Source organism: Sulfitobacter sp. JL08, from assembly GCF_003352045.1.
In the GTDB taxonomy this organism is placed as follows: Bacteria; Pseudomonadota; Alphaproteobacteria; order Rhodobacterales; family Rhodobacteraceae; genus JL08.
Genome location: NZ_CP025815.1, coordinates 765,545 through 789,236, shown reverse-complemented (window position 1 = coordinate 789,236; position 23,692 = coordinate 765,545). Strand labels below are relative to the sequence as shown.

At 60.1% G+C, this 23,692-nt stretch carries 25 protein-coding genes; 12 read left to right on the top strand and 13 right to left on the bottom strand.

Annotated elements, in window-relative coordinates:
• Positions 1-6: 6 nt before the first annotated feature.
• Together C1J05_RS04005 and C1J05_RS04000 are read left to right on the top strand one after the other, a co-directional pair.
• Complete coding sequence (locus C1J05_RS04005; protein ID WP_114869132.1) at positions 7-1,173, top strand: alpha-hydroxy acid oxidase; 1,167 nt, start codon at positions 7-9, stop codon at positions 1,171-1,173.
• Positions 1,174-1,196: 23 nt separating this feature from the next.
• On the top strand, positions 1,197-1,832 hold the full coding sequence (locus tag C1J05_RS04000) for a sulfotransferase family 2 domain-containing protein (protein WP_114869131.1): 636 nt from the start codon (positions 1,197-1,199) through the stop codon (positions 1,830-1,832).
• Here C1J05_RS04000 and C1J05_RS03995 read toward each other — a convergent pair whose 3' ends face one another.
• Positions 1,833-2,984, bottom strand: a complete 1,152-nt coding sequence (locus tag C1J05_RS03995) for an MFS transporter (protein ID WP_114869130.1) — start codon at positions 2,982-2,984, stop codon at positions 1,833-1,835.
• A gap of 150 nt (positions 2,985-3,134) precedes the next feature.
• Here C1J05_RS03995 and C1J05_RS03990 point away from each other — a divergent pair, with 150 nt between their 5' ends.
• From C1J05_RS03990 to C1J05_RS03970, 5 genes are all read left to right on the top strand, one after another.
• Positions 3,135-3,791 carry a 50S ribosomal protein L25/general stress protein Ctc gene (locus C1J05_RS03990; protein WP_114869129.1) on the top strand — a complete coding sequence of 219 codons (657 nt, stop codon included), beginning with the start codon at positions 3,135-3,137 and terminating at the stop codon, positions 3,789-3,791.
• Between the two features lie 122 nt (positions 3,792-3,913).
• On the top strand, positions 3,914-4,618 hold the full coding sequence (pth, locus tag C1J05_RS03985; protein WP_114869128.1) for an aminoacyl-tRNA hydrolase: 705 nt from the start codon (positions 3,914-3,916) through the stop codon (positions 4,616-4,618).
• Positions 4,615-5,655 (top strand): DUF2332 domain-containing protein, encoded by a 1,041-nt coding sequence (locus C1J05_RS03980; RefSeq protein ID WP_114869127.1) that lies wholly within the window; start codon positions 4,615-4,617, stop codon positions 5,653-5,655. Before pth ends, C1J05_RS03980 begins: the two co-directional genes overlap by 4 nt.
• A gap of 76 nt (positions 5,656-5,731) precedes the next feature.
• Complete coding sequence (locus C1J05_RS03975) at positions 5,732-6,895, top strand: serine hydrolase domain-containing protein (RefSeq protein ID WP_114872097.1); 1,164 nt, start codon at positions 5,732-5,734, stop codon at positions 6,893-6,895.
• Positions 6,896-6,905: 10 nt separating this feature from the next.
• Positions 6,906-7,277 (top strand): DUF2237 family protein, encoded by a 372-nt coding sequence (locus C1J05_RS03970; protein ID WP_114869126.1) that lies wholly within the window; start codon positions 6,906-6,908, stop codon positions 7,275-7,277.
• Positions 7,278-7,465: 188 nt separating this feature from the next.
• Here C1J05_RS03970 and C1J05_RS03965 read toward each other — a convergent pair whose 3' ends face one another.
• Positions 7,466-8,359, bottom strand: coding sequence for a LysR family transcriptional regulator (locus C1J05_RS03965; RefSeq protein ID WP_114869125.1), 894 nt, complete (start codon positions 8,357-8,359; stop codon positions 7,466-7,468).
• A 199-nt stretch (positions 8,360-8,558) separates the two neighbouring features.
• Here C1J05_RS03965 and C1J05_RS03960 point away from each other — a divergent pair, with 199 nt between their 5' ends.
• Positions 8,559-8,909 (top strand): cytoplasmic protein, encoded by a 351-nt coding sequence (locus C1J05_RS03960; protein ID WP_114869124.1) that lies wholly within the window; start codon positions 8,559-8,561, stop codon positions 8,907-8,909.
• 164 nt (positions 8,910-9,073) lie between these two features.
• On the opposite strand, the gene trpB is transcribed toward C1J05_RS03960, so the two are convergent.
• From trpB to rpsA, 6 genes are all read right to left on the bottom strand, one after another.
• Positions 9,074-10,306: a tryptophan synthase subunit beta gene (gene trpB, locus C1J05_RS03955; protein WP_114869123.1), complete on the bottom strand. Its 1,233-nt coding sequence runs from the start codon at positions 10,304-10,306 to the stop codon at positions 9,074-9,076.
• A 15-nt stretch (positions 10,307-10,321) separates the two neighbouring features.
• Positions 10,322-10,771: a GNAT family N-acetyltransferase gene (locus C1J05_RS03950; RefSeq protein ID WP_114869122.1), complete on the bottom strand. Its 450-nt coding sequence runs from the start codon at positions 10,769-10,771 to the stop codon at positions 10,322-10,324.
• Positions 10,768-11,415 (bottom strand): phosphoribosylanthranilate isomerase, encoded by a 648-nt coding sequence (locus tag C1J05_RS03945; RefSeq protein ID WP_114869121.1) that lies wholly within the window; start codon positions 11,413-11,415, stop codon positions 10,768-10,770. Before C1J05_RS03945 ends, C1J05_RS03950 begins: the two co-directional genes overlap by 4 nt.
• A 29-nt stretch (positions 11,416-11,444) precedes the next feature.
• Positions 11,445-11,795 (bottom strand): lipopolysaccharide assembly protein LapA domain-containing protein, encoded by a 351-nt coding sequence (locus C1J05_RS03940; RefSeq protein ID WP_114869120.1) that lies wholly within the window; start codon positions 11,793-11,795, stop codon positions 11,445-11,447.
• Positions 11,796-11,803: 8 nt separating this feature from the next.
• Positions 11,804-12,085, bottom strand: coding sequence for an integration host factor subunit beta (gene ihfB / locus C1J05_RS03935; RefSeq protein WP_114869119.1), 282 nt, complete (start codon positions 12,083-12,085; stop codon positions 11,804-11,806).
• A 296-nt stretch (positions 12,086-12,381) separates the two neighbouring features.
• Positions 12,382-14,043: a 30S ribosomal protein S1 gene (gene rpsA / locus C1J05_RS03930; RefSeq protein ID WP_114869118.1), complete on the bottom strand. Its 1,662-nt coding sequence runs from the start codon at positions 14,041-14,043 to the stop codon at positions 12,382-12,384.
• Positions 14,044-14,455: 412 nt separating this feature from the next.
• Between rpsA and C1J05_RS03925 the strand changes: the two genes are divergently transcribed.
• Positions 14,456-15,814 (top strand): c-type cytochrome, encoded by a 1,359-nt coding sequence (locus tag C1J05_RS03925; RefSeq protein ID WP_368073730.1) that lies wholly within the window; start codon positions 14,456-14,458, stop codon positions 15,812-15,814.
• A gap of 61 nt (positions 15,815-15,875) precedes the next feature.
• Positions 15,876-16,175: a DUF1330 domain-containing protein gene (locus tag C1J05_RS03920; protein ID WP_114869117.1), complete on the top strand. Its 300-nt coding sequence runs from the start codon at positions 15,876-15,878 to the stop codon at positions 16,173-16,175.
• Here the strand turns inward: C1J05_RS03920 and C1J05_RS03915 are convergent.
• Positions 16,144-16,734 carry a hypothetical protein gene (locus tag C1J05_RS03915; RefSeq protein WP_254684692.1) on the bottom strand — a complete coding sequence of 197 codons (591 nt, stop codon included), beginning with the start codon at positions 16,732-16,734 and terminating at the stop codon, positions 16,144-16,146. The two genes, C1J05_RS03920 and C1J05_RS03915, sit on opposite strands and share 32 nt — an antisense overlap.
• A 160-nt stretch (positions 16,735-16,894) precedes the next feature.
• On the opposite strand from C1J05_RS03915, the gene C1J05_RS03910 reads away from it, so the two are divergent.
• Together C1J05_RS03910 and C1J05_RS03905 are read left to right on the top strand one after the other, a co-directional pair.
• Positions 16,895-17,581: a cyclic nucleotide-binding domain-containing protein gene (locus tag C1J05_RS03910; RefSeq protein ID WP_114869116.1), complete on the top strand. Its 687-nt coding sequence runs from the start codon at positions 16,895-16,897 to the stop codon at positions 17,579-17,581.
• A gap of 151 nt (positions 17,582-17,732) precedes the next feature.
• Positions 17,733-19,277: an arylsulfatase gene (locus C1J05_RS03905; RefSeq protein ID WP_114872095.1), complete on the top strand. Its 1,545-nt coding sequence runs from the start codon at positions 17,733-17,735 to the stop codon at positions 19,275-19,277.
• A gap of 138 nt (positions 19,278-19,415) precedes the next feature.
• Here C1J05_RS03905 and cmk read toward each other — a convergent pair whose 3' ends face one another.
• From cmk to gndA, 4 genes are all read right to left on the bottom strand, one after another.
• Positions 19,416-20,027 (bottom strand): (d)CMP kinase, encoded by a 612-nt coding sequence (gene cmk, locus C1J05_RS03900; RefSeq protein ID WP_114869115.1) that lies wholly within the window; start codon positions 20,025-20,027, stop codon positions 19,416-19,418.
• The gene (gene aroA / locus C1J05_RS03895; RefSeq protein WP_114869114.1) at positions 20,024-21,370 is read right to left on the bottom strand and encodes a 3-phosphoshikimate 1-carboxyvinyltransferase; all 1,347 of its coding nucleotides are present in this window, start codon (positions 21,368-21,370) and stop codon (positions 20,024-20,026) included. Before aroA ends, cmk begins: the two co-directional genes overlap by 4 nt.
• 89 nt (positions 21,371-21,459) lie before the next feature.
• Positions 21,460-22,152, bottom strand: coding sequence for a tRNA (guanosine(46)-N7)-methyltransferase TrmB (gene trmB, locus C1J05_RS03890; protein ID WP_114869113.1), 693 nt, complete (start codon positions 22,150-22,152; stop codon positions 21,460-21,462).
• A 62-nt stretch (positions 22,153-22,214) separates the two neighbouring features.
• On the bottom strand, positions 22,215-23,621 hold the full coding sequence (gene gndA / locus C1J05_RS03885) for an NADP-dependent phosphogluconate dehydrogenase (protein ID WP_114872094.1): 1,407 nt from the start codon (positions 23,619-23,621) through the stop codon (positions 22,215-22,217).
• Positions 23,622-23,692: the final 71 nt, after the last annotated feature.

The following is a 23,692-nucleotide window of genomic DNA, read 5'->3' as shown; positions in this document are numbered from 1 at the left end:
CTCTCAATGCCAGTCATCACCACAATTGACGATCTCAAGAAACTGTATGCGCGCCGCGCGCCCCGCATGTTTTACGACTATGCGGAATCGGGCAGCTGGACAGAGCAGACCTTTCGCGAAAACAGTTCCGATTTCGATCAGTTGCGCCTGCGCCAGCGGATCGCGGTGGACATGACAGGGCGCACTACCGCCAGCCAGATGATCGGACAGGACGTTGCAATGCCCGTGGCGCTGGCCCCTGTCGGACTGACCGGCATGCAATCGGCCGATGGCGAGATCAAGGCCGCCCGCGCCGCCGAAGAGTTCGGTGTGCCCTTTACCCTGTCCACCATGTCGATCTGCTCGATCGAGGATGTCGCCGAAAACACCACCAAACCGTTCTGGTTTCAGGTCTATACACTGAAAGACGATGATTTCATGCGCCGCCTGATCGCGCGCGCCAAGGATGCGGGATGTTCCGCGCTGGTCATTACCGTTGATCTGCAAATCATGGGCCAGCGCCACAAGGATCTGAAAAACGGCCTGTCCGCCCCACCCAAGCTGACGGTCAAATCCATCGCCAACATGATGACAAAGGTGCGTTGGGGCCTGGGCATGCTGGGCACCAAACGGCGGTTCTTTGGCAACATCGTCGGCCACGCTGCCGGCGTCACCGATCCCGGCTCGCTGTCATCGTGGACAGCCGAAGCCTTTGATCATTCGCTTGACTGGAAGCGGATCGAAGAACTGATTTCGATGTGGGACGGCAAGGTGATCCTCAAGGGTATTCTGGACGCCGAAGACGCCAAAATGGCTGCCAAGGTCGGGGCTGACGCGATCATCGTGTCAAACCATGGCGGCCGTCAGCTTGATGGTGCGCTCAGCTCGATCCGGATGCTGCCTGCGATCCTTGATGCGGTGGGCGACAGCGTCGAGGTGCATCTTGATAGCGGCATCCGCTCTGGTCAGGACGTGTTAAAGGCGTTGGCGATGGGGGCCAAGGGTACCTATATCGGGCGCGCCTTTGTCTACGGTCTGGGCGCGATGGGACAGGAAGGGGTGACAGCCGCGCTGAATGTGATCCACAGGGAACTGGATCTCACAATGGCGCTGGTCGGGCACCGCGACGTCAAGAACCTCAGCCGCAAGGATCTTCTTATTCCGCAGGATTTCGAAGGCCGTTGGCAAGACTAGCGCAGGCAGGCTAGAACAGGGGCATGTTGGTTTTCTCCGATCAGTCGCTGGCGTTTCTTGCCGTGCCCAAAACCGGCACGACGGCTGTGGAAATGGCGCTGAAACCGCGCGCCGATATCGTATTTACCAAGCAGCGCAAACACATGACGGCCCAGCGGTTTCACACCAGGATCGCCCCGTTTCTGCGCGACACTTTCGATCTGGTGCCAGACCGCGTGGCGGTGATCCGCGACCCTGTCGATCAGATCCGCAGCTGGTACAGATACCGCAACGGTCCGCGCCGCGCCGGCACGGCACGCAGCACGAACGGATGCAGTTTCAATGATTTTGTGCTGGCAGTGATTTCCAAAAATCCCCCCGCCTTTGCCGGCATCGGCAGCCAGTATAATATGCTGACATCGGGCAATCTGAACAAAGAGGGTGATCTTCTGGTGCATCACCTGTTCGCCTATGATCACCAGCCGTTGTTTCGCAGTTTTCTGTCAGACCGGTTCGGCAAAGAGATTGTTCTGAAACAGAAAAACGTATCACCCGACGCACATGCCCCGCTTGATCCTGATATCGAGGCGCAGTTGCGCAAGGCGCGCGCGCGGGAATTCGCGCTTTATGATCAGGTCATGCAGGCAGGGGGCCATCTGGTCAGCAGGGTAGAGGGATAGCTACCCGCGCACTGCGACCCGCCGCGCCAGAAGCGGAACCAGAAACGCCGCGACCAGAACCAGCCAGACCGACACCAGCAGGAACGCAACCGACAGGCTGAACGCCTCGGATGCAAAGCCGATCATGGCTGGCCCGATGAAATAGGCACCATATCCGATCAGCGATGTGCGCGACAGCGCATGCACCCGCGCATCGGGCGGCACCACACGCCCCACCAGCGCCAGCGCCAGCGGCATGACCACGGAAATGCCAAGGCCCATGATCCCGAACCCGAAATAGGCCACCAGAATATTGGGCGCAAACGCCGCCAGCGCCAGACCTGCGGCAGAGATCAGGCAGGCCACAGTGATCATCACCGTATCGCGTACCCGCGCCGCCAGCACATGGCCAAACAGCCGCCCGAACCCCATGGTCAGGCCCAGAACGGCCGGACCGAACGACCCTTCGGCGGCCCCTGCCCCCAATGTGCGTTCCAGATGCAGCGCAGACCAGCCTTCGGTGGCCTGTTCGGCCATCAGCGCCGCCAACACCACCAGCCCGCCGATCCAGACAATGCCGCGCGGCGCCGGGTGCATGTCCAGCACTGTATCCTGCGGCGTGATTTTGTGCGGCGCGCGCATCCACAGGCACATCAGCAGGATCGCGCCGCAGATGATCGAAAAAATCGTCACCGGGCCCAGCCCCGCCTCGCGTGCAAACCCGGTCAAAATCGCGGCCCCCGCGTAAGCGAACGAAAAAATCGCATGGTTCAGGTTCATCAGGGACCGGCGCGCGGCGCTTTCGGTTTCCGAAATCCGCGCATTCATCAACACATCGGCGATTCCCGTTCCCGCCGAAACCATCATCAGCCCGAACGTGAAAAACCAGATGCCCTGCGCATATCCCGGCAACAACAAAGCCACAGCCATCGCCGCCGTACATACCTGAAGCGATGCCGCCCTGAACACCCGGTCAAACAGCGGCGCCAGCCACATCGCGCTCAGCGCGCCCAGACTGGCAACAAGGGAAATCAGGCCCAGATCCGCATCACTTGCCTTGATTTGTGCTTTTAGATCAGGGATTTGCGCCGATATACCGGCCCAGACCAGACCGATTGCGATAAAGCCCAGCAAAGGCGCGCGGCTGATCCTGATATCGGTTCTGATTGACATGGCGCCACACCTGCCACGCGCCCTGAACCAAAGCCAAGCAAAAAGAGCGCTGCGGCCTCTTTTCAACACCGCAAATCCCGTCTATACGCGCGCTTTCACGCGGGGCTACAGCCTTGGAGGAGTCCCGCCCTTATCAAATTGGAGATTAACATGGCTGGAGAGATCCCTGATCTTGAAGTCCTGGAACGTACGGGGACAGGCAAGGGCGCCGCTCGTCAGGCCCGTCGCGACGGGATGGTTCCCGGAGTTGTTTATGGCGGTGGCGCAGACCCCGTTGCAATCAACGTTCCTTTTAACGCCCTGCTGAAAAAGCTGAAGCAGGGGCGTTTTCTGTCGACGCTGTTCAACCTGAAAATGGACGGCCACGATGATGTGCGCGTGATCTGCCGCAACGTCCAGCGTGATGTTGTAAAAGACCTGCCGACGCATCTGGACCTGATGCGCCTGAAGCGCACGACCCAGATCAATCTGTTCATTCACGTGAACTTTGAAAACGAAGACCAGTGCCCCGGCCTGAAACGCGGTGGCGTTCTGACGGTTGTGCGCCCCGAGGTTGAACTCAAGGTGACCGCGGGCGACATCCCCGAAAGCCTGACCGCAGACCTGACCGGTCTGGATGTGGGCGACACGATCACGATTTCGTCGATCACGCTGCCCGCCGGTGCAAAGCCGACAATCGACCGCGACTTTGTGATCGCAAACATCGCAGCACCATCCGGCCTGCGCGCGTCTGACAACGAAGACGAGGACGAAGCCGAAGAAGTCGCTGCAGACGAAGTCGAGGCGACACAACAGTCCGACGAATGATCTGACGACAGACATGACAGATGAAAACGGAGCCTCTGGGCTCCGTTTTTTGTTTGACCACTGGAAAATCCCGCCATTTACGGGCATGACAGGGTCAAACCGGAGACAGGCAGGCGCGGGCTATGAAACTTATCGTCGGATTGGGCAACCCCGGCCCAAAATATGCGGGCAACCGGCATAACATCGGGTTCATGGCGCTGGACCGGATTGCCGAAGATCACGGCTTTGGCCCTTGGAAATCGAAATTTCAGGGCGTTATCAGCGAGGGCCGTTTTGGCAGCGACAAGGTGGTTTTGCTAAAGCCTGAAACCTTCATGAACAATTCCGGCCAGTCGGTGGGCAAAGCAATGCGGTTTTACAAACTGGACCCGCAGGATGTGATTGTGCTGCACGACGAAATCGATCTGGCACCGGGCAAGGTGCGGGTCAAATCCGGCGGTGGCCATGCGGGGCACAACGGATTGCGGTCCATGCACGCGCATATCGGCGACACCTATCAACGCGTACGGCTTGGCGTCGGCCATCCCGGCCACAAAGACCGGGTGCCCGGCTATGTCCTGCATGATTTTGCCAAGGCAGATCAGGACTGGCTTGAGGATGTGTTGCGCGGCCTGTCGGACGGTGCGGCCCATCTTGCCGCAGGCGACAGCGGCAAATTCATGAATGCCGTGGCCTTGCGGGTCAATCCGCCCCGCTCCAGCACATCGGGCAAGGGGGACAGCGCACCCGACGCAAAGGCGACGCCTGCGAAAACCACGCCCGAACCAGATGCGGATACATCCGAACCCCGCTCTGCCCTGCAACGGCTGGTCGATCGGTTTCGATGAGCCTGCGTGCCGCGTTTCTCAGTCAGGCGGCCTCGTGTGAAAATCTGGGCTCCGGCTTTATGGGGCGGGTGTTGCGCCTGCTGGCTCGGGATTGGCCGGAAGATACCGAACTGGGGCAGTTATGTTCCCGCTGGCCGGGTGATCCTGGCCCCAACGGCGCGTCCCTGCCGCTGCGCATTGCCGGCGGGTTGCACGCGCTGGTGCTGACCAACCGGTCCAGCGCACTTGCGGCGGTCTATCCACCGCAGCGGGTTGCCGACGATGTTCTGGGTGCGCAGGTTCTGGCCACCCTGCACGATCATGAACCTTTCCTGCTCGACTGGATCAAAAGCGCCCCCCAAACCAACGAAGTGCGCCGCAGCGCCCCTTTGATTGCCGCAGGTCACTGGCTGGCGGCACGCCATGATTTGCCGTTTGTCACATCCGAACTGGGCGCAAGCGCCGGGTTGAACCTGATGTGGGATCACTACGGGCTGACCACCGCACGCGGGCATCTGGGGCCACCGGATGCGCCGCTGACGCTGACCCCGGACTGGCAGGGTGACATGCCCGTACCTGCCGCACTGCATGTGGCAGAGCGGCGCGGCGTTGATCTGAACCCGATCAACGCGCACGATCCCGATCAGGCCCTGCGGCTGATGGCCTATCTGTGGCCTGATCAACCCCACCGCGCCCGCCTGACCCGCGCCGCCATTGCGGTTCAGAACGCCACCGTGGATCGCGGAGATGCCATCGACTGGCTGGAAACGCGCCTGAACACGGCCCCGCCGGATCACCTGCACCTGATCTATCACACCATCGCGTGGCAGTATTTTCCGCCCGATGCCGCAGAACGCGGGCGCGCTCTGATCGAAGCGGCCGGCGCGAAGGTGACCGCGCGCGCCCCGCTGGCCTGGCTGGCCTATGAAAACGATGGTGATGCCGGTGCGGGCGGCGCCGCACTTACCTTGCGTCTGTGGCCCGGCGATGTGACGCTGGCTTTGGGGCGCGCGGATTTTCACGGACGTTGGGTCAATTGGCGCGTCACCGGGGCCTAGCGCCTGCACACGGGATTGCACCGCCCGGCGCGCCATGTTCTGGTGCATGAAAACCGACTGGAGAAAAGTACACCAGATGCGCACATTCGGAAAATGGCTGGGCCGGATCCTGCTTTCGCTGCTTGTGGCGGCGATTGTTATCGGGGTCTGGAAAAAAGACGAAATCACCCGCCTGATGGCGGTGAATTCGCTGTTCAGCGCGGACAGGATCGTGGCCAATTTCAGCACGATGGACAGCGCGTTCCTGACGGTCGAGGTGCCGCGCGGCAGCGGCGCAACAACCGATCTGCCCTACGGCCCGGAAACCACCCTGCCCGATGCAGTAACCGGCTGGGTGCAAGACCGCGCCGTCACATCGCTGCTGGTTTTGAAAGACGGGCAGATCGTGTTCGAAGAATATTATCTGGGTACAACGGCGGATGACCGTCGCTTATCCTGGTCCGTCGCCAAAAGCTTTGTGTCGGCCCTGTTCGGCATTCTGCTGGACGAAGGCGCGATCGCGTCGCTTGACGATCCGGTGACGCAATACGCGCCGATGCTGAAAGGTGGTGCCTATGACGGCGCGACCATCCGGGATGTGTTGCAGATGGCCAGCGGCGTCACTTTTGACGAGGATTATCTGGACTTCAATTCCGACATCAACCGCATGGGGCGGGTTCTGGCCCTTGGCGGGCGGATGGATGATTTTGCCGCCGACCTGACGGAGACCTTTGTCGCGCCCGGCCAGCAATGGCAGTATGTCTCGATTGATACCCATGTGATCGGCATGGTGATCCGGGGGGCAACCGGGCGCACCATTCCCGATCTGCTGTCGGAAAAGGTGATTGCACCCTTGGGGCTGGAACAGTCGCCGCTTTACATCACCGATGGCGCGGGCACGGCCTTTGTGCTGGGCGGCCTGAACCTGACCACGCGGGATTATGCGCGCTTTGGCCAGATGTTTCTGCAAAACGGCCGCTATAACGGGCAACAGATCGTTCCGGCCGACTGGGTTGCCGCGTCAACCGCGCCCAGCGCCCCGACGAAAGCCGACGCAATCGGCTATGGCTATCAGTGGTGGGTGCCCAAGGGCGCGCCTATGGGTGAATTCATGGGGCGTGGAATTTACGGCCAGTACGTCTATGTCAACCAGAACAGCGGCGTGGTTATCGCGACCACGGGGGCCGACCGGAATTTTCGCGATGACGGTGTGAATGACGCCAATGTCGCCATGTTCCGCACCATCGCAAACAGCCTTTAGGGGGGACGACATGGAAAAGGACGACAGCATAAACGTACTGGGCGGCCCGCTTCTGATCTGCGGCACCGACCCGATGACCGGTTTCTTCCGCGATGGCCACTGCAACACCTGCGCCGCCGATCAGGGCTCGCACACCGTGTGCGCCATCATGACGGTGGAATTTCTGGCCTTTTCAAAATATGTCGGCAACGATTTAAGCACACCGCGCCCCGAATTCGGCTTTGCCGGTCTGAAAGACGGCGATGCGTGGTGCCTGTGCGCCAGCCGCTTTCTTCAGGCACATGACGAAGGCTGCGCGCCGCAGGTCAATCTGGCGGCGACCCACAAACGCGCGCTGGCGATTGTTCCGCTTGAGGTGTTGCGCCAGTACAGCGCGGGCTAAGCGCACGGTCCGCTCACGCGCCGTCAACCTGCCCCTGTCAGGGTGCCGCCCGTAGCTACATCGCTGCGCGCAGAGCCCATCGCCATTCCTGCGGGAGTATCTGCAATGCGGAGAGGTTTTTCAGCGCCGTGGCCAGTTAACGCTTCAAATTCCAAGTTGCCACGTCGGCAAAACTCAGCATCGACTCGTCAACCAGTCAATACCGGTTTAAGGTTGTCTATTTCAGCGTGGACGAAATCAAAAAATAATACCACGCGCCGGGTTTGCCGAACGTTAGGATGACACAGAATGCGCCATGCCCTTGTCAGTTCCGGCACGAGATTGATGACACGTATCAAATCGGGTTCGGCATCTCCTAAAGCAACCGGCAGAGGGGCAATGCCGACACCGGATTTCGCGGCTGAAACCAGACCCAGAACACTGCTGCTGCGCGCTGCGTATTGCGCATCGGGTGCCACCCGGGAAAGCCAGATGGACAAACGGTGTTTCTGCATCTTCTCGTCGAATCCGATCAGCGGATGGGCCGCCAAATCTTCAATAGACTGCGGCACCCGCACGCGTGCAACGTAGGTTCGACTGGCATAGATACCCCAGATCGAGTCCGCAATTTTCCGCCCCACCAGAACGCCATCTTCGGTATCGCCGGACCTCAGTGCTACATCGGCCTCACCCGTCGACAGATCGACATACCTGTCGCTCAGGACGAACTCGATATGTATATCTGTATGCGCGGTGTGAAAACGGTTGGTGAACCCGCTGTTGGTTAGCCGGGCGGCGATCGGCTCAGGACAGGTCAGCCGCAGCAAGCCCGATTTTGAAGTGTCCTCTAATTTGGCGTGGTGTTCGAATGCCGACGCCGCTGACGCGACACTTTCCGCGAAAGGTTGCAGATGTTCTCCCAGTTGAGTCAAGCGGTAGCCACTCTGATGGCGCTCGACTAACGCGCAACCGAGTTTGCGTTCGAGCTCCGCAATGCGTCGCTGTACGGTTGACTGGTTGACTCCAAGTGAACGCGCGGCAGCCAATGTGCTGCCGTGCCGCGCAACAGCAAGCAGGTGTTTCAGGTCGTTCCAATCGTACATGATGGGTGTGCCAAGAGCGCGCCGGTACCGCGATACTGCAGCACCATTGCGCAAAATAGCATATCACAGATCGCATAGCGATACGGTATGTTCTTCTCAGACCGGTCGACCGGTCAGTTTCAATCCAATGCGAGCATCAAAGAATTCTGTACCAACGGCACAGGATTTTAGTTGCTCGCTCAAACAAGGGAACATCGCAATGACAAAGATCGTTTCAGTTCCGGCCCTGCTTTTGTGTGCGTCGGTCGCCCATGCCGCCGATCCAATCCAAACCGATGCCGACAAATACAGTGTCCGGTTTGAAAATGAACGGGTTCGTGTCCTCGAGTACCTGGATGCGCCTGGCGACATAACAAAAGAACACGATCACCCCGATTTCGTGCTCTACGCGGTTAGTCCGTTTAAGCGTCTGATCACGCTTCCAGACGGGAAGACGATGATCCGGGAATTCGCCGCAGGTGATGTGCTATTCTCAAATTCGCAGACCCATGTCGGCGAAAACGTCGGTGCCACGCCCACGCATGTGATCATGATCGAATTGAAGGAGTAGCGTTTTCTATGTTTGCGACTGTCCGTCAGTCAACCGAGGGTGGTTGGCTGACAAGCCCGCGGTACGGTACGCTGCCTCAACAGCATCGCCTCAAAGCCCTTGTTCACGGTGGGCGTCCAACCGTACCTTAGACAGACGCAAAACCCGGCGTGTTTCACACCCCCCTAAGCAAACTCGCCCATTTCAAACCCCAGCGCACGGGCGACCGTAAAGATATCCTTGTCGCCGCGGCCGCACATGTTCATGCAGATCAGGTGGTCCCTGGGCAGGTCGGGGGCGATCTTCATCACGTGGGCCAGTGCGTGGCTGGGTTCCAGCGCGGGAATGATGCCTTCCATGGTGCAGCACAGCTGGAACGCCGCGAGCGCCTCGACATCGGTGATCGACACATATTGCGCGCGTCCGATATCGTGCAGCCAGGCGTGTTCCGGCCCGATGCCGGGGTAATCCAGACCCGCGGAAATGCTGAAGCCTTCCAATATCTGCCCGTCATCATCCTGCAACAGATAGGTGCGGTTGCCGTGCAGCACGCCGGGGCGGCCACCGGTCAAGGAGGCGCAATGTTCCATCTTGGCGTTGACGCCCTTGCCGCCGGCCTCGACCCCGATAATGCCGACCTCCTTGTCATCCAGAAACGGATAGAACAGGCCCATCGCGTTTGATCCGCCGCCAATCGCGGCGATCAGCGTGTCGGGAAAGCGGCCTTCGGCGGCTGTCATCTGGTCGCGCACTTCCTTGCCGATGATGCTTTGGAAATCGCGCACCATCGCGGGATAGGGATGCGGGCCGGCCACCGTGCCAATGCAATAAAACGTATCGCGCACATTGGTCACCCAGTCGCGCAGCGCATCGTTCATCGCATCCTTGAGGGTGCCGCGCCCCGATGTGACGGGCACAACCTCGGCCCCGAGCAGTTTCATCCGGAACACGTTGGGGGCCTGACGTTCGACATCATGCGCGCCCATGTAAACGATGCATTTCAGCCCGAATTTCGCACAGACGGTTGCGGTGGCCACGCCGTGCTGGCCGGCACCGGTTTCCGCGATGATCCGGGTCTTGCCCATGCGCCGCGCCAGAATGATCTGGCCCAGCACGTTGTTGATCTTGTGCGCGCCTGTGTGGTTCAACTCGTCGCGCTTCATATAGATTTTGGCGCCGCCCAGATGATCGGTCAGCCGTTCGGCAAAATAAAGCGGGCTGGGGCGACCCACATAATGGGTCCACAGATCGTTCATTTCCGCCCAGAAACTTTCGTCTGTCTTGGCCTTTTCGTATTCTTCCTCAAGGCTCAGGATCAGGGGCATCAGCGTTTCGGACACAAAGCGCCCGCCAAAGTCGCCAAAGCGGCCGTTTTCATCCGGCCCCGTCATGAAAGAATTGAAAAGATCATTTGCCATTTTGGCCTCCGCAGATCACGTCAGGTCGCGTTTATACCCGATATGCGAAGGGGTAAACCCAACGCGTTGGTAGAAGCGCGCACTATCGGTGCGCGACGCGTTCATTGTCAGTTGCATCAGGCTGCATCCGGCGGCACGCGCGCGGTTTTCGGCATCGCCAATCAGCGCCTCACCGATCTGTTGGCCGCGCATGTCGCTCGCCACCCGGACGCTTTCGATCTGGGCGCGGCGCGCGGCGCGCAGGGACAGGCCGCGAATGAATGTCAGCTGATAGGTCGCTACGATCCGGCCATCACTTTCGCCCACAATCAGATGATTGTGGCCTTCGGATTGCATCTGGTGAAAGGCGGCAATGTAGTCGTCCATGTCCAGCCCTTCGCGCGCCTGCCCCAGCATGTCATCGCGCAACAGGGCCACGACCGCGGGCACATCCGCCACCCCGGCCAACCTGAACACCACGCTCATGCCGCGTGCGCGGCGTCCAGAAACGCCACGATTTTCGCAGGATCCTTGATCCCCGGCGCGCTTTCGATGCCCGAGGCAACATCGACCTGAACAGCGCCTGTCATCCGGATCGCTTCGGCGACGTTCTGAGCGGTCAGACCACCGGCCAGCATCCACGGCACCGGCCAGCGGCGCCCGGCAATCAGGCGCCAGTCAAAGGCCAGACCGTTGCCGCCCGGCAATTCGGCCATCTTTGGCGGCTTGGCATCCACCATGATCTGATCGGCCACACGGTTGTAGACATCCAGCGCCTCCAGATCACCGGCATCGGCCACGCCGATCACCTTCATCACCGGCAAACCGTAACGCGCCTTGATCTCGGCCACACGCTCGGGCGTTTCGCTGCCATGAAGTTGCAACATATCGACAGGTACAGCCGTCGTCAGCGCATCCAGCATCGCATTGTCCGCGTTGACCGTCAGCGCAACCTTGCAGATGCCAGCGGGCACAGCGGCCGCAAGGTCTGCCGCCTTTTGAAAATCGACATAGCGCGGCGATTTGGGGAAAAAGTTGAACCCGATATAGGCCGCGCCCGATTTGGCCGCCACGGCAATATCCGACGGCAGTGTCAGGCCGCACAATTTTACGCGGATCCGGGATGTCATCTGTCAGGTGGCCTTTGATCGGTTGCGGGTCAGCGTGCGTCTTCCAGCAGGGCAAGCACCTCGTCTTTACCCTCGTGCTTCTCGCCTTTCAACTTGGTCACTTCACGCTCCAGCTTGCGCACCTCGCGTGATTTGCGTGTCGCTTCGGCGCGGTGTTTGTATTCGCGCATCCATTCCCAGACAAATCCGATGATCAGCCCCGCCACGATGCCGCCGAAAATGATGACAAACAGCGGCAGATCGACACTGTGGCGCAATCCCAGCGGATCGGGCAGGCCTTCGGGCATCGTGCTGACCGTGACGTGCGTACGATTGGCCAGCGCAAGGCAGACAAGAACAATGGCCAGAGTGGCCAGAAACGCATAGCGGATATAGCGCATTACCTGTTTTACTTTCCGTTCAGACGGTCACGCAGCAGTTTTCCGGTCTTGAAGAACGGCACGTGTTTTTCCTCGACCTGCACTGTTTCGCCAGTGCGCGGATTGCGCCCGACGCGCGCATCGCGTTTCTTGACAGAGAACGCGCCGAAACCGCGCAGTTCGACACGATCGCCCCGTGCCATTGCATTGGTGATCTCGTCAAAGATCGTGTTCACAATTCGTTCGACATCCCGTTGGTACAAGTGCGGGTTGTCGTCTGCAATTTTTTGAATCAGTTCCGACCGGATCATCGGTTGGTCCCCCCGAGGTGTAGTTTCTTTTTTTCGTTCCGAGTTCTTTCAAACTATAGGAACAAACCTGCGCCGCGGAAACAATAAGCACGATAATGTAGCAAAAATAATGCCTTATACGCGTGAAATCCGGTCACATTCTACCATGTGAAGGCATCAAAGCGCCAAGTTGGGCACCGATTGTTGAATGCCGCGTTGCGGCGCCACCGTTTTTGACCAAAACGATTCGCGATAAAAAACGGCCCCGCACGCGATGTGCGGGGCCGTATCACTCAACGCCGGAATGGCGTCAGGTCTTATTCGTCGCCCTTCAGGGCCGCGCCCAGAATGTCGCCCAGCGATGCGCCGGAATCCGAGCTGCCGTATTGCTGGACAGCTTCTTTTTCCTCTGCAATCTCGCGCGCCTTAATCGACACGCCCAGACGGCGGGTTTTCGCGTCGACATTGGTGATGCGCACATCAACCTTGTCACCCACGCTGAACCGCTCGGGGCGCTGTTCGGCACGATCACGCGACAGGTCAGAGCGGCGGATGAAGGATTTCATGCCTTCATATTCCACTTCGATGCCGCCATCTTCGATCGACGTTACTGTCACGGTCACGATCGATCCGCGTTTCACGCCGCCCACCGCTTCTGCGAACTTGTCACCGCCCAAGGCTTTGACCGACAGTGAAATGCGTTCTTTTTCCACATCCACTTCGGACACGACCGCCTGCACCATGTCGCCCTTGTGATAGGACTGGATCGCGTCTTCGCCGCGCTCGTCCCAGCTCAGGTCGGACAGGTGAACCATGCCGTCGATGTCGCCTTCGAGACCGATGAACAGACCGAATTCGGTGATGTTCTTGACTTCGCCTTCGACTTCGGTGCCCTCGGGGTGGGTTTCTGCAAACACTTCCCACGGGTTGCGCTGTGTCTGTTTCAGACCCAGGGAAACGCGGCGCTTGGCGCTGTCGATTTCCAGAACCATGACTTCGACTTCCTGGCTGGTCGAAACGATCTTGCCGGGATGTACGTTTTTCTTGGTCCACGACATTTCCGAAACGTGCACCAGACCTTCGACACCGGGTTCCAGCTCAACAAACGCACCGTAGTCGGTGATGTTGGTCACGCGGCCTGTGTGGGTCGATCCCAGCGGGTACTTGCCAGCCACCAGATCCCAAGGATCTTCCTGCAACTGCTTCATACCAAGGGAAATCCGGTGGGTTTCCTTGTTGATCTTGATGACCTGCACCTTGATCGTTTCACCGATTGTCAGAATTTCCGACGGGTGGTTCACACGGCGCCATGCCATGTCGGTAACGTGCAGCAGGCCGTCAACACCGCCCAGATCAACGAACGCACCGTATTCGGTGATGTTCTTGACCACACCGTCGACTTCCTGGCCTTCGGTCAGGTTGCCGATGACTTCGGCGCGCTGTTCGGCACGGGATTCTTCAAGGATGGCACGACGCGACACAACGATGTTGCCACGGCGGCGGTCCATTTTCAGAACCTGGAACGGCTGCTTCAGACCCATCAGCGGGCCGGCATCGCGCACCGGGCGCACATCGACCTGCGAACCGGGAAGGAACGCAACCGCCCCGCCCAGATCGACTGTAAAGCCGCCTTTGACACGACCAAAGATCGCGCCTTCGACACGCTCTTCTTTTTCGTAGGCTTTTTCCAGACGGTCCCAGGCTTCTTCGCGGCGGGCCATTTCACGCGAAATAACGGCTTCGCCGCGCGCGTTCTCGACCTGACGCAGGAACACTTCTACTTCGTCGCCAACGGCGATTTCAGGAGCTTCCCCGGGATTTGCGAATTCTTTAAGTTCAACGCGGCCTTCCATTTTGTAGCCGACGTCGATGATGGCTTGTCCCGCTTCGATCGCGATGACCTTGCCTTTAACGACAGACCCTTCTTCGGGTGTGTCCATTTCGAAGCTTTCGTTCAAAAGGGCTTCGAATTCGTCCATAGATGTTGATTGAGCCATGTGGTCTCTGGTTTCCTAATCTAGCGTTTATACGGGCCGAACGGTTGTCTCCGCCGGTCTTTGGGTTTCAGTTGGTCACGGGCTTTGGTCCAAATAAACGAAGGGCCGGCGTATTCCCCCGACCCTGCTCATATATGTCTGCGATCTGGACCGCCGCTTAGACGAGGCGGGGTATAGGTCAGCTTTGCCTTGTTGGCAAGGGGGTTCGGCCATGTTGGCCAGGTTGCGCCGGCACAAGGATCGGCGGGTGAATACACCAGCGCAGCGCCGCGACAGGCAGGGCCGCGCCGTCTGTGTTTGCAACCGATAGACCGAAGCCGGAACTTGATGTAATATCTGGCGTTACTGGCGTTGTTACGCAGGTTCAGGTTCGGGCAGTCCACTTGATGGTAATGTGACCAAAGCAGATGCAAATATCCCGCCGCAGGCACGGTTCCGGCCTGCGTTACCGGGCTGGCGCGCCATATGTGGCGCGGCATTGTTTCTATTCGCCGCTTCGGGGCACGCCGGGGCGCAGGAATTCTATACCCTCAAGGGCCATGGCGGCCCGATCAAGGGCATCGCGGCGGCCGGTGACGGTACGATCCTGACGGCCAGTTTTGACAACACCGTCGGGCTGTGGCGCAACGGGGCGCCGACATGGCTGGACGGGCATGATGCGGCGGTGAATGCGGTTGTCTATCTGGGCGATGGCAGGGTGGTTTCGGCGGGGGATGATTATTCCATTCGCCTGTGGGACAGCGCGGCAGGCACCTCGCGGCTCTTGGGGCGGCATGCAGCGAAGATCCTGCAACTGGCGGTGTCACCGGATGGTAAATACGTGGCCTCGGCCAGCTGGGACAGAACCGCGCGGGTCTGGCCGCTAAAGGGCGATGCGCCACCGGTGGAAATGCGCGGCCACGGCAATATCGTGAACGATGTCGTGTTTTCAGGCGACGGCACACAGCTGATTACCGCGTCCGGCGATGGCACGTTGCGGGTGTGGAACACGGCGACAGGCGCGGTGGAACGGCTGCTGGTGGAACACGGGTTCGGCATCAATGCGATCGAACTGGCCCCTGATGACAACTGGATCGCCTATGGCGCAGTTGATGGCGGCACCCGCGTGCTGTCCCTGCCAGACGGAGAAGTTCTGGGCGATTTCACGCTGGGTCACCGCCCGATACTGGCACTGGCCCAGCACGCCGGAACCGCGCGGATCGCGGTGGGCGATGGTCAGGGCTATATCATGATGGTCGATACGGAAAACTGGCGGGTCGCGGATGATTTCCAGGCCTCGACCAGCGGGCCGGTCTGGGCGCTGGCATTTTCACCGGACGGGCAGAACATCCACGCGGGCGGGCTGGACAATGCGATGTACAGCTGGCCGGTGAACAATATGGTCAAGGCCAACCAGATGGCCGCCGGGCAACGCAGCTATCAGACCCCGCCCGAAGAAATGAGCAATGGCGAACGCCAGTTCCAGCGCAAATGTTCGATCTGCCACACGCTGGGCCCCGACAGCGAACGCCGCGCCGGGCCGACACTGTATCAGGTGTTCGGGCGCCCCGCCGGTACGATCGACGGGTATTCCTATTCGGACACGCTGAAAACCTCGGATATCATCTGGTCCGAAACCACCATTGATCTGCTGTTCGATCACGGCCCCGATGATTATATTCCCGGATCGAAAATGCCGCTGCAACGCATCACATCCGCCGCCGACCGCGCCGACCTGATCGCGTTCCTGAAGACCAGCACCACGCCAGAGTGATTTCGAAACCCGCACTCTGGTGCCGACTCAGTTCAACCCGACCAAGCCGGAAAGACACGCCATGGCAGCCTATGCGATTTTTGACGTCGAAATCCACGATGCCGAGCAATATCAAAGCTTTATGCTTGGCGTGAAACCCGCGCTTGAAGCGGCAGGTGCGAAATATCTGTCACGCGGCGGGGCGCACAAGGTTTATGAGGGCGATTGGGAGCCGCGCCGGATCGTGCTGCTTGAATTCCCTTCGGTCGCGCATTTCGAGAGTTTCTACAACAGCGCAACCTATCAGGGTCTCAAATCAATCCGTGATGCGTGCAGTTCCGCCCGGCTTGTCAGTGTCGAAGGGATCGATCCGGGCCAATAGCGGCCCAGGCGTGCCCTAGATTTCTTCGCCCTTTTCCAACAACCGGTCGATCAGCTGGCGCTGTAACGGAACGGAATCGCCGCCCCCGAACTGCATCGCCCCGCCGGTGTAAAGCGATCCATAGGTCTGGGGTCTGGGCGACATTCACCGTCTGGCCGATGCCCGAAATGAACTGATCCCGCTCCAGCGGCGACAACGGGTGGATGAAAACCGCCCACAAACGCCCCTGCGCCACGGCATATCGCGCATCCAGCGCGCTGTCGAAATTGGCCTGCATCAGGCGCTGCCATTCCGCCGCATCAATATCTTCGGCCAGACGGATCGGCACCATCGCGCGCATCCGGTCGGCGCGCGGATCGGTGATGATCAGGATCGGCACATCGTCTATCGACAACTCGAACGCGGGCCCCATCTGTTTTGCTTCGGGATCAAGCGCCATCACGATCTGCGCCATACGGTCCAGCGTCATCGGTGGTTCCGTGGTCGGGGCGTCCTCTTGCGCCTGCGCAAGGCGCGCAACGCCCCCCGCAAACAGCAGCGCCAGAATAAGGGTGCGCATGATCTATCCTTTCGCCGTGGTTTCGCAATTCACCCTAGCCTGCCGACGGTTCAATCCCAAACCACACTTTGGTGAGGCATTTTGCCCGCATCGCCTAAGCGGCTGGATCGAAACCGCTTTGCGCTGTAGCGTTTTGCACAGTTCAAACGGAGACGCCTGAATGGAACTTACACTGGAATCGGCGTTTTCGACGGGCGGGCTTGTCGGGCACACGTCTTATCTGTTGCTGGTCGCATCGATGCTGATGCGCGATATCACCCGGTTGCGCATACTGGTGATCGCCTCGGCCCTCGTGGCCATCACCTATGATACGATCTGGCTCAAGGATCCGATCGGCGTATTCTGGGAAACGCTGCTGGTTACGGTCAACGTGGTGCAGATCGCCCTGATCTGGAACAAGAACCGACGCACAAGATTCAACGCGGACGAACAGGCGCTGGTCAATGCACGCCTGTCGCGGCTGGACCCGCATTTTGCGCGCGCGATCCTGAACATGGGGTTCTGGGCCGATGGCACAGCGGGCACCGAACTGACCCGGCAGAACCGGCCGGTGCGCTTTCTGGTGTACCTGCTGTCCGGACAGGTTGATATCATGTGCGATGGTCACAAGGTCGGCACCTGTGGTCCGGGCAACTTCATCGGCGAAATGTCCCTGCTGGACAACAGCAACGCGTCCGCCACGGCGGTGGTTGCCGCGCCGTCGCGCTACTGGATGATCCCGACATATGAAATCCGCAAAATGCGCGTCGTCGCGCCGGAACTGGCTGAAGCGATCGAAATGGGCATCGCGCAGGATCTCAAAACCAAGATACTGGCGCTGAACGCACGACCCAAAGCCACCGGTTAGCCAGACGCATGGTTGCGCCACAATAATTTCATACAATCCTGACTTGAAAGCAGGCAGGATCAATCTATCATCCCAATATTATATTTTCGAAACAGGAGGGTATGCCAAAATTTTTTATAAATCTGTTACAATTTCTGCATGTTGCATCACCATGTTCTGTGCCGGGTTTGCGTCGGCACAGGATACGTCGCGCCCCAATATCCTGGTGATCTGGGGGGATGATATCGGCTGGCAGAACCTGTCTGCCTACGGGGCCGGAACGATGGGTTATACCACCCCCAATATCGACCGGATCGCCAATGAAGGCATCCGGTTTACCGATCACTATGCCCAGCCCAGTTGCACAGCAGGACGCGCGGCGTTCATCACGGGCCAGTATCCGATCCGGTCCGGCATGACGACAGTGGGGCAGCCGGGATCGCCGCTTGGGCTTCAGGCGGCGTCGCCTACTTTGTCCGAAGAACTGAAGGATATCGGCTATCGGACCGGCCATTTCGGCAAGAACCATCTGGGGGACCGCAACGAACATCTGCCCACTGTACACGGGTTTGATGAGTTTTTTGGCAACCTTTATCACCTGAACACGCAGGAAGAATCCGAACAGCGCGACTATCAGCGCTCCGGGGAACAATTTGCCGGTTCGCTTGAGGCATATGAAGAACGGTTCGGAACGCGCGGCGTGATCCACAGCTTTGCAACCGACACGTTTGACGAAACCGAGCACCCCCGTTTCGGCGTGGTCGGCAACCAGACCATCGAAGATACCGGCCCGCTGACGCAAGAGCGGATGAAAATGTTTGACGAAGCCGAGGTTATTCCGTTGGCCAAGCAATTCATGGCCAACGCACAAGAGGCGAACGAGCCGTTTTTTGTCTGGCTCAACACCAGCCGGATGCATCTTTACACCCGTCTGAACGAAGAATGGCGCTATGCCGCGGAAGAGTTCACATCCGAGGCCGACATGCATGGATCAGGCATGTTGCAACACGACCATGATATCGGTCTGGTGCTTGACTGGCTTGACGAACGCGGACTGAGCGACAACACAATCGTCTGGTATTCCACCGATAACGGGCCGGAACATTCATCCTGGCCACACGGGGCCACAACCCCGTTCCGCGGCGAAAAGATGACAACCTATGAAGGCGGCGTGCGCGTGCCTTCGATGATCCGCTGGCCCGGTATTTTGCCCGAACGGACAACACTGAACGGGATGCAGGCGCATCAGGACATGTTCACGACACTGGCCGCTGCTGCCGGTATCGAGGACGTGGCCGCAAAAGTGCTGCAAGAGGACGACCAGTTCATCGACGGTATCAACAACCTTGCGTACTGGAAGGGCGAACAGGACAACACAAACCGCACGCATATCTTTCACTATTATGAAAGCATCATGACAGCGGTGCGAATGGGGCCGTGGAAGTCCCATTTCTCGACCAAGGAAGACTATTATGCCAACGTCGTGCCGCGCACGGTGCCCCTGGTCTTTAACATCCGTCAGGATCCGTTCGAAAGCTATGACACCACAGACGCCTACGGGCATCTGATGCAAAAAGTATCGTGGTTGATCCAGCCGATGGGCGTGTTGATGGGCCAGCACCTGCAAACGCTGGCCGAGTACCCGCCGGTGCAGGGCGGAACTTCGTTCAATATGTCCAATATCGTCGAAGATTTCATGAGCAAGGGTATGCAGTAACCCGTCTGAAACAATGGTCGCGCGTTCGGGAACCAGCCGGGCGCGCGGCTTTTTCACTTTTTCCTTTGTCGTGGTTTCAATGAACGGTGCGATCCACGATGTGTCATCGCAAAGTGTAGGGCGTATGTTGATGCGGTTCTAAATCGCTCTGGTCGCCTGCACGGCTGCAATCGCAGTGGCGACAGCTTCGTCAATGCTCAGCTCGGACGTATCAAGAACAACTGCCCCATCAGCAGGGATCAGGGGGGCTGTGGCGCGGTCGCTGTCGCGCGCATCGCGGCTTTGCACATCGGCCAGAACAGCCTCCAGCGTCACCTCGTGGCCCTTGGCCAGCAGTTCGTCATAACGGCGGCGCGCGCGCACTTCGGCGCTGGCAGTGACAAACAGTTTCACCTCGGCCTCAGGGCAGATGACCGTGCCGATGTCGCGCCCGTCCAGTACCGCACCACCCGGACGGCGGGCGAAACTGCGCTGGAAATCGGTCAGCGCGGCGCGCACATCGGGCAACACCGCGACACGGCTGGCGGCCTGTGCCACATCGGGGGTGCGCAGGCGGGCATTTTCCAGATCGACCGGATCAAGGTTGCGCGCCGCCTCGACCGGGTCGGCCCCGTCCAGCGTTTTGGCCCCGACTGCACGGTACAACAGACCGGTATCCAGATGGGCAAAGCGGAAATGCGCGGCGACTGCCTTGGAAATCGTGCCCTTGCCGGCAGCGGCAGGGCCGTCGATGGCGACGGTAAAGCTCATCCCGGATCGCGCGTGATCTGCGCGCCCAACCGGGCCATAAGTGGTTCGAATATCGGAAAGGACGTGGCAATCGGCGATCCGTCATCCAGTTGCACGGGTTGCTCTGTGGCCATGCCCAGCACCATGAACGACATGGCAATCCGGTGATCCAGATGGCTGGCACAACGCGCGCCGCCCTCAACGGTTTTGCCGCCGGTCACCACCCACCAATCGGGTCCGTCTTCAACGGTGACGCCGCAGGCGCGCAGGCCGGTGGCCATGGCATCGATCCGGTCGCTTTCCTTGACCCGCAATTCCTTGACGCCGCGCATTTCGGTGTCGCCCTGCGCAAAGGCCGCCACGACAGACAGGATCGGGTATTCGTCGATCATGCTGGCCGCGCGTTCGGGCGGCACGGCGATGCCTTTCATATCCGGCGAATAGCGCGCGCGCAGGTCGGCGACGGGTTCGCCGCCTTCAAGGCGTTCGTTTTCATAGGTCAGATCGGCGCCCATGTCGCGCAGGGTGATGAACAGGCCCGCGCGCGTCGGGTTCAGACCGATATTGGGGATCAGAACGTCCGACCCCGGCACGATCAGTGCTGCACAGACCGGAAACGCCGCGCTGGACGGATCACGCGGTACGGTAATGGTTTGCGGTTGCAGTTCGGGTTGCCCGGTCAGGGTGATCACGCGGCCTTCTTCGGTGACTTCGGTTGTGATCTCGGCGCCGAAACCTGCCAGCATACGTTCGGTGTGATCGCGCGTGGCTTCTTTTTCGATCACGACGGTCTGGCCCGGCGCATTCAGCCCCGCCAGCAGCACCGCCGACTTCACCTGCGCCGACGGCATCGGCACGGTATAGCGCACCGGCACAGGATTGGCCGCGCCGACAATCGTCATCGGCAACCGCCCGCCCGAACGCCCGACAGACACCGCACCGAACAGGGCAATCGGATCGGTCACACGCGCCATGGGGCGTTTGTTCAGACTGGCATCGCCGGAAAAGGTTGCGGTGATCGGGCACGTTGCCATCGAACCCATGATCAGGCGCACGCTGGTGCCAGAATTACCGCAGTCAATCACCCGGTCCGGCTCGGCAAACCCACCCACGCCAACGCCATGCACCGACCAGTTGCCATGGCCCAGATCGGTCACTTCGGCCCCGAAGGCGCGCATCGCGGCGGCGGTATCCAGCACATCTTCGCCTTCAAGCAGGCCGGAAATCCGGGTTTCGCCCACCGCCATCGCCCCAAGGATCAGCGACCGGTGGGAAATGGATTTGTCGCCCGGCACATCGGCCACACCCGTCAGCGGACCGCAGGCGGCAGAGGTCATCGGGATCGGCGTGGCATGGCTGGACATGGGGTACGGTCTTTCCTGCGAAGTGGTATTTGGGCAGGCTTAGCCAATCGGGCCGGACGGGTCCAGCGCAGAACGTCCGGTGGCCGGCCCTAGCTACGGCGGAACGTCAGATAATGCGGCGGCCGGCCTTCGCGCAGCGCCTTTTGTTCATAGCGCGTTGAAATCCAGTCGGGCCAGGGCGTGTGAATATCGGCCTTTACGCGCTCGAACCCGGCGGCTGGCACCTCTTCCAGCGTCTGGCGCACGTAATCCTCGATGTCGGTGGCCACACGAAACAGCGCTCCCGGTTTCATCACCCGCGCCAGCGGTCCCAGATGTTCGGGGGTGACAAACCGGCGGCGATGGTGGCGCGTTTTCGGCCAGGGATCAGGATAAAGAAGGAACGCACGCTCGATCGATGCATCGGGCAGCACATCGAACATATCGCGCACATCACCGGGAAACACGTTCAGGTTTTCAACGCCGGCCTTGCGGATCTTGCCCAAAAGCATGGCCACGCCGTTGATATAGGGCTCGCACCCGATGATCCCGACATCGGGGTTCCGGCTGGCCTGATGCACCATGTGTTCCCCACCGCCAAAGCCGATTTCCAGCCAGACCGGTTTGCCGTTGAAACGGGCGTTCAGATCAAGCGGCAGGCGTTTGGGGTTTTCATCCCATCCCACCGGGCCGGGCGACAGGCGCGCCAGATCCTGATCCAGATAGGTTTTCTGGCTGTCGCGCAGGGCCTGCCCTTTCAGGCGGCCATAGAAATTGCGGTGCGGGCGATCTGGATGTGTCATGAGCGCGGGTTTAGCGACAGTTGCAGACAGGAGCAACGGGGGGCAAAGCCGGTTGCGCCGGATCAGTCGCGCATCCACATCCCGTGATGTTTTCCGTCCTTGTCCAACCGTTCAAAGCCGTGTGCGCCAAAGAAATCGCGCTGCGCCTGTATCATGTTGGTGCTGCCGCGACCGTGCCGCATGGTGTCGTACCACGAAAGCGCACCGGAGAGGGCCGGAACCGGCACGCCCGCAAGCGCGGCCTGTGCCACCACGCGGCGCAGCGGGCCGATGGACGCAGCCAGCATGTCAACCATGCGGGGCGCCAGAATCATGTGCCCGAACGGCATGTCGCTGCGCAGGGCAGCGGCAAAATCATCCAGCAGCGCCGAGCGGATGATACAGCCCGCCCGCCAGATTTCTGCGATCCGCGCCAGATCAAGCGACCAGCCAAACTCATCCGATGCCGCCTGAAGCAGGCGAAACCCCTGCGCATGGGCCAGAATACGCCCGGCCAGCATCGCATTTTCAAGATCTGCGTCCTGCGGAACGGCCGCCGGTTGCGAATCAGCAGCCAACACGGTTTCGCCCGCCTGACGCGCGTCTTTTTCCGATGACCAGCCGCGCGCGGCAATCGCCGCCTCAATCGTGCTGGCCGACTGGCCCAGTTTCAGCGCCTCGATCACGGTCCAGCGGCCAGTGCCTTTTTGCCCGGCCTTGTCCAGAATCACATCCACCATCGGGTGCCCGGTTTCGGGATCGACCGATTGCAGAACACGGGCCGAAATATTCATCAGATAGGATTGCAGCGGTCCTGCGTTCCAGCGCGCGAACACCTCGCCGATTTGCGGCGCATTGCGCCCTGCCCCATCCCGCAACAGGCCGTAAAGTTCGGCGATCATCTGCATGTCGGCATATTCGATACCGTTGTGCACGGTTTTCACGAAATGCCCCGCGCCATCGGGGCCAACATGGGCCACGCAAGGGTCGCCCTTGTATTTGGCGGCAATCGCCTCGGCCATGGGTTTGAGCTGCACCCAGCTGTGATCGCTGCCCCCCACCATCATCGACGGACCGTGGCGTGCGCCTTCTTCCCCTCCAGATACGCCCATGCCGACAAAGTGGATGCCACTGCCCTGCAAGGCGGCATCGCGGGCCCGCGTCGCGTTGAAATCGGCGTTGCCACCATCAATGATCGTGTCCCCGTCTGACAGCAGCGGCGTGACAGCGGCAATCATCGCATCCATCGGTGCGCCGGACGGGATCATGAACAGGATGGTGCGCGGGGTTTTCAGCGCGGCCACGAACTGTTCCAGCGTTGCCGCGGGCACCAGATGCTGTGCCAGCGGGCCGGCTTCGCTGACAAAATCGGCGATCCAGTCGGTTTCGCGGTTGGTCACGGCCACGCGAAACCCATGATCCGCAAGGTTCAGCGCCAGCGCGCTGCCCATGGTGCCAAGGCCGTAAACCCCGATATCCGCCTGTGCCATGTGCCGTGCGCCCTTGTCGTTCATGTTTGCGCTAAACTTATCCGCTGACCGCGCAAGCGCAAGCGCCCCGA

Excerpts from the sequence above, each read along its gene's own strand:
- C1J05_RS04000 (WP_114869131.1), top strand. The coding sequence starts at position 1,197 with ATGTTGGTTTTCTCCGATCAGTCGCTGGCGTTTCTTGCCGTGCCCAAA.
- cmk (WP_114869115.1), bottom strand. The coding sequence starts at position 20,027 with ATGAGCTTTACCGTCGCCATCGACGGCCCTGCCGCTGCCGGCAAGGGC.
- C1J05_RS03945 (WP_114869121.1), bottom strand. The coding sequence starts at position 11,415 with ATGACATCCCGGATCCGCGTAAAATTGTGCGGCCTGACACTGCCGTCG.
- C1J05_RS03920 (WP_114869117.1), top strand. The coding sequence starts at position 15,876 with ATGGCAGCCTATGCGATTTTTGACGTCGAAATCCACGATGCCGAGCAA.
- C1J05_RS03950 (WP_114869122.1), bottom strand. The coding sequence starts at position 10,771 with ATGAGCGTGGTGTTCAGGTTGGCCGGGGTGGCGGATGTGCCCGCGGTC.
- trpB (WP_114869123.1), bottom strand. The coding sequence starts at position 10,306 with ATGGCAAATGATCTTTTCAATTCTTTCATGACGGGGCCGGATGAAAAC.
- C1J05_RS03915 (WP_254684692.1), bottom strand. The coding sequence starts at position 16,734 with ATGCGCACCCTTATTCTGGCGCTGCTGTTTGCGGGGGGCGTTGCGCGC.
- C1J05_RS03905 (WP_114872095.1), top strand. The coding sequence starts at position 17,733 with ATGTTCTGTGCCGGGTTTGCGTCGGCACAGGATACGTCGCGCCCCAAT.
- C1J05_RS03965 (WP_114869125.1), bottom strand. The coding sequence starts at position 8,359 with ATGTACGATTGGAACGACCTGAAACACCTGCTTGCTGTTGCGCGGCAC.
- trmB (WP_114869113.1), bottom strand. The coding sequence starts at position 22,152 with ATGACACATCCAGATCGCCCGCACCGCAATTTCTATGGCCGCCTGAAA.
- C1J05_RS03910 (WP_114869116.1), top strand. The coding sequence starts at position 16,895 with ATGGAACTTACACTGGAATCGGCGTTTTCGACGGGCGGGCTTGTCGGG.
- gndA (WP_114872094.1), bottom strand. The coding sequence starts at position 23,621 with ATGGCACAGGCGGATATCGGGGTTTACGGCCTTGGCACCATGGGCAGC.
- C1J05_RS03960 (WP_114869124.1), top strand. The coding sequence starts at position 8,559 with ATGACAAAGATCGTTTCAGTTCCGGCCCTGCTTTTGTGTGCGTCGGTC.
- rpsA (WP_114869118.1), bottom strand. The coding sequence starts at position 14,043 with ATGGACGAATTCGAAGCCCTTTTGAACGAAAGCTTCGAAATGGACACA.
- ihfB (WP_114869119.1), bottom strand. The coding sequence starts at position 12,085 with ATGATCCGGTCGGAACTGATTCAAAAAATTGCAGACGACAACCCGCAC.
- aroA (WP_114869114.1), bottom strand. The coding sequence starts at position 21,370 with ATGTCCAGCCATGCCACGCCGATCCCGATGACCTCTGCCGCCTGCGGT.
- C1J05_RS03975 (WP_114872097.1), top strand. The coding sequence starts at position 5,732 with ATGCGCACATTCGGAAAATGGCTGGGCCGGATCCTGCTTTCGCTGCTT.
- C1J05_RS03980 (WP_114869127.1), top strand. The coding sequence starts at position 4,615 with ATGAGCCTGCGTGCCGCGTTTCTCAGTCAGGCGGCCTCGTGTGAAAAT.
- pth (WP_114869128.1), top strand. The coding sequence starts at position 3,914 with ATGAAACTTATCGTCGGATTGGGCAACCCCGGCCCAAAATATGCGGGC.
- C1J05_RS03970 (WP_114869126.1), top strand. The coding sequence starts at position 6,906 with ATGGAAAAGGACGACAGCATAAACGTACTGGGCGGCCCGCTTCTGATC.
- C1J05_RS03940 (WP_114869120.1), bottom strand. The coding sequence starts at position 11,795 with ATGCGCTATATCCGCTATGCGTTTCTGGCCACTCTGGCCATTGTTCTT.
- C1J05_RS04005 (WP_114869132.1), top strand. The coding sequence starts at position 7 with ATGCCAGTCATCACCACAATTGACGATCTCAAGAAACTGTATGCGCGC.
- C1J05_RS03995 (WP_114869130.1), bottom strand. The coding sequence starts at position 2,984 with ATGTCAATCAGAACCGATATCAGGATCAGCCGCGCGCCTTTGCTGGGC.
- C1J05_RS03990 (WP_114869129.1), top strand. The coding sequence starts at position 3,135 with ATGGCTGGAGAGATCCCTGATCTTGAAGTCCTGGAACGTACGGGGACA.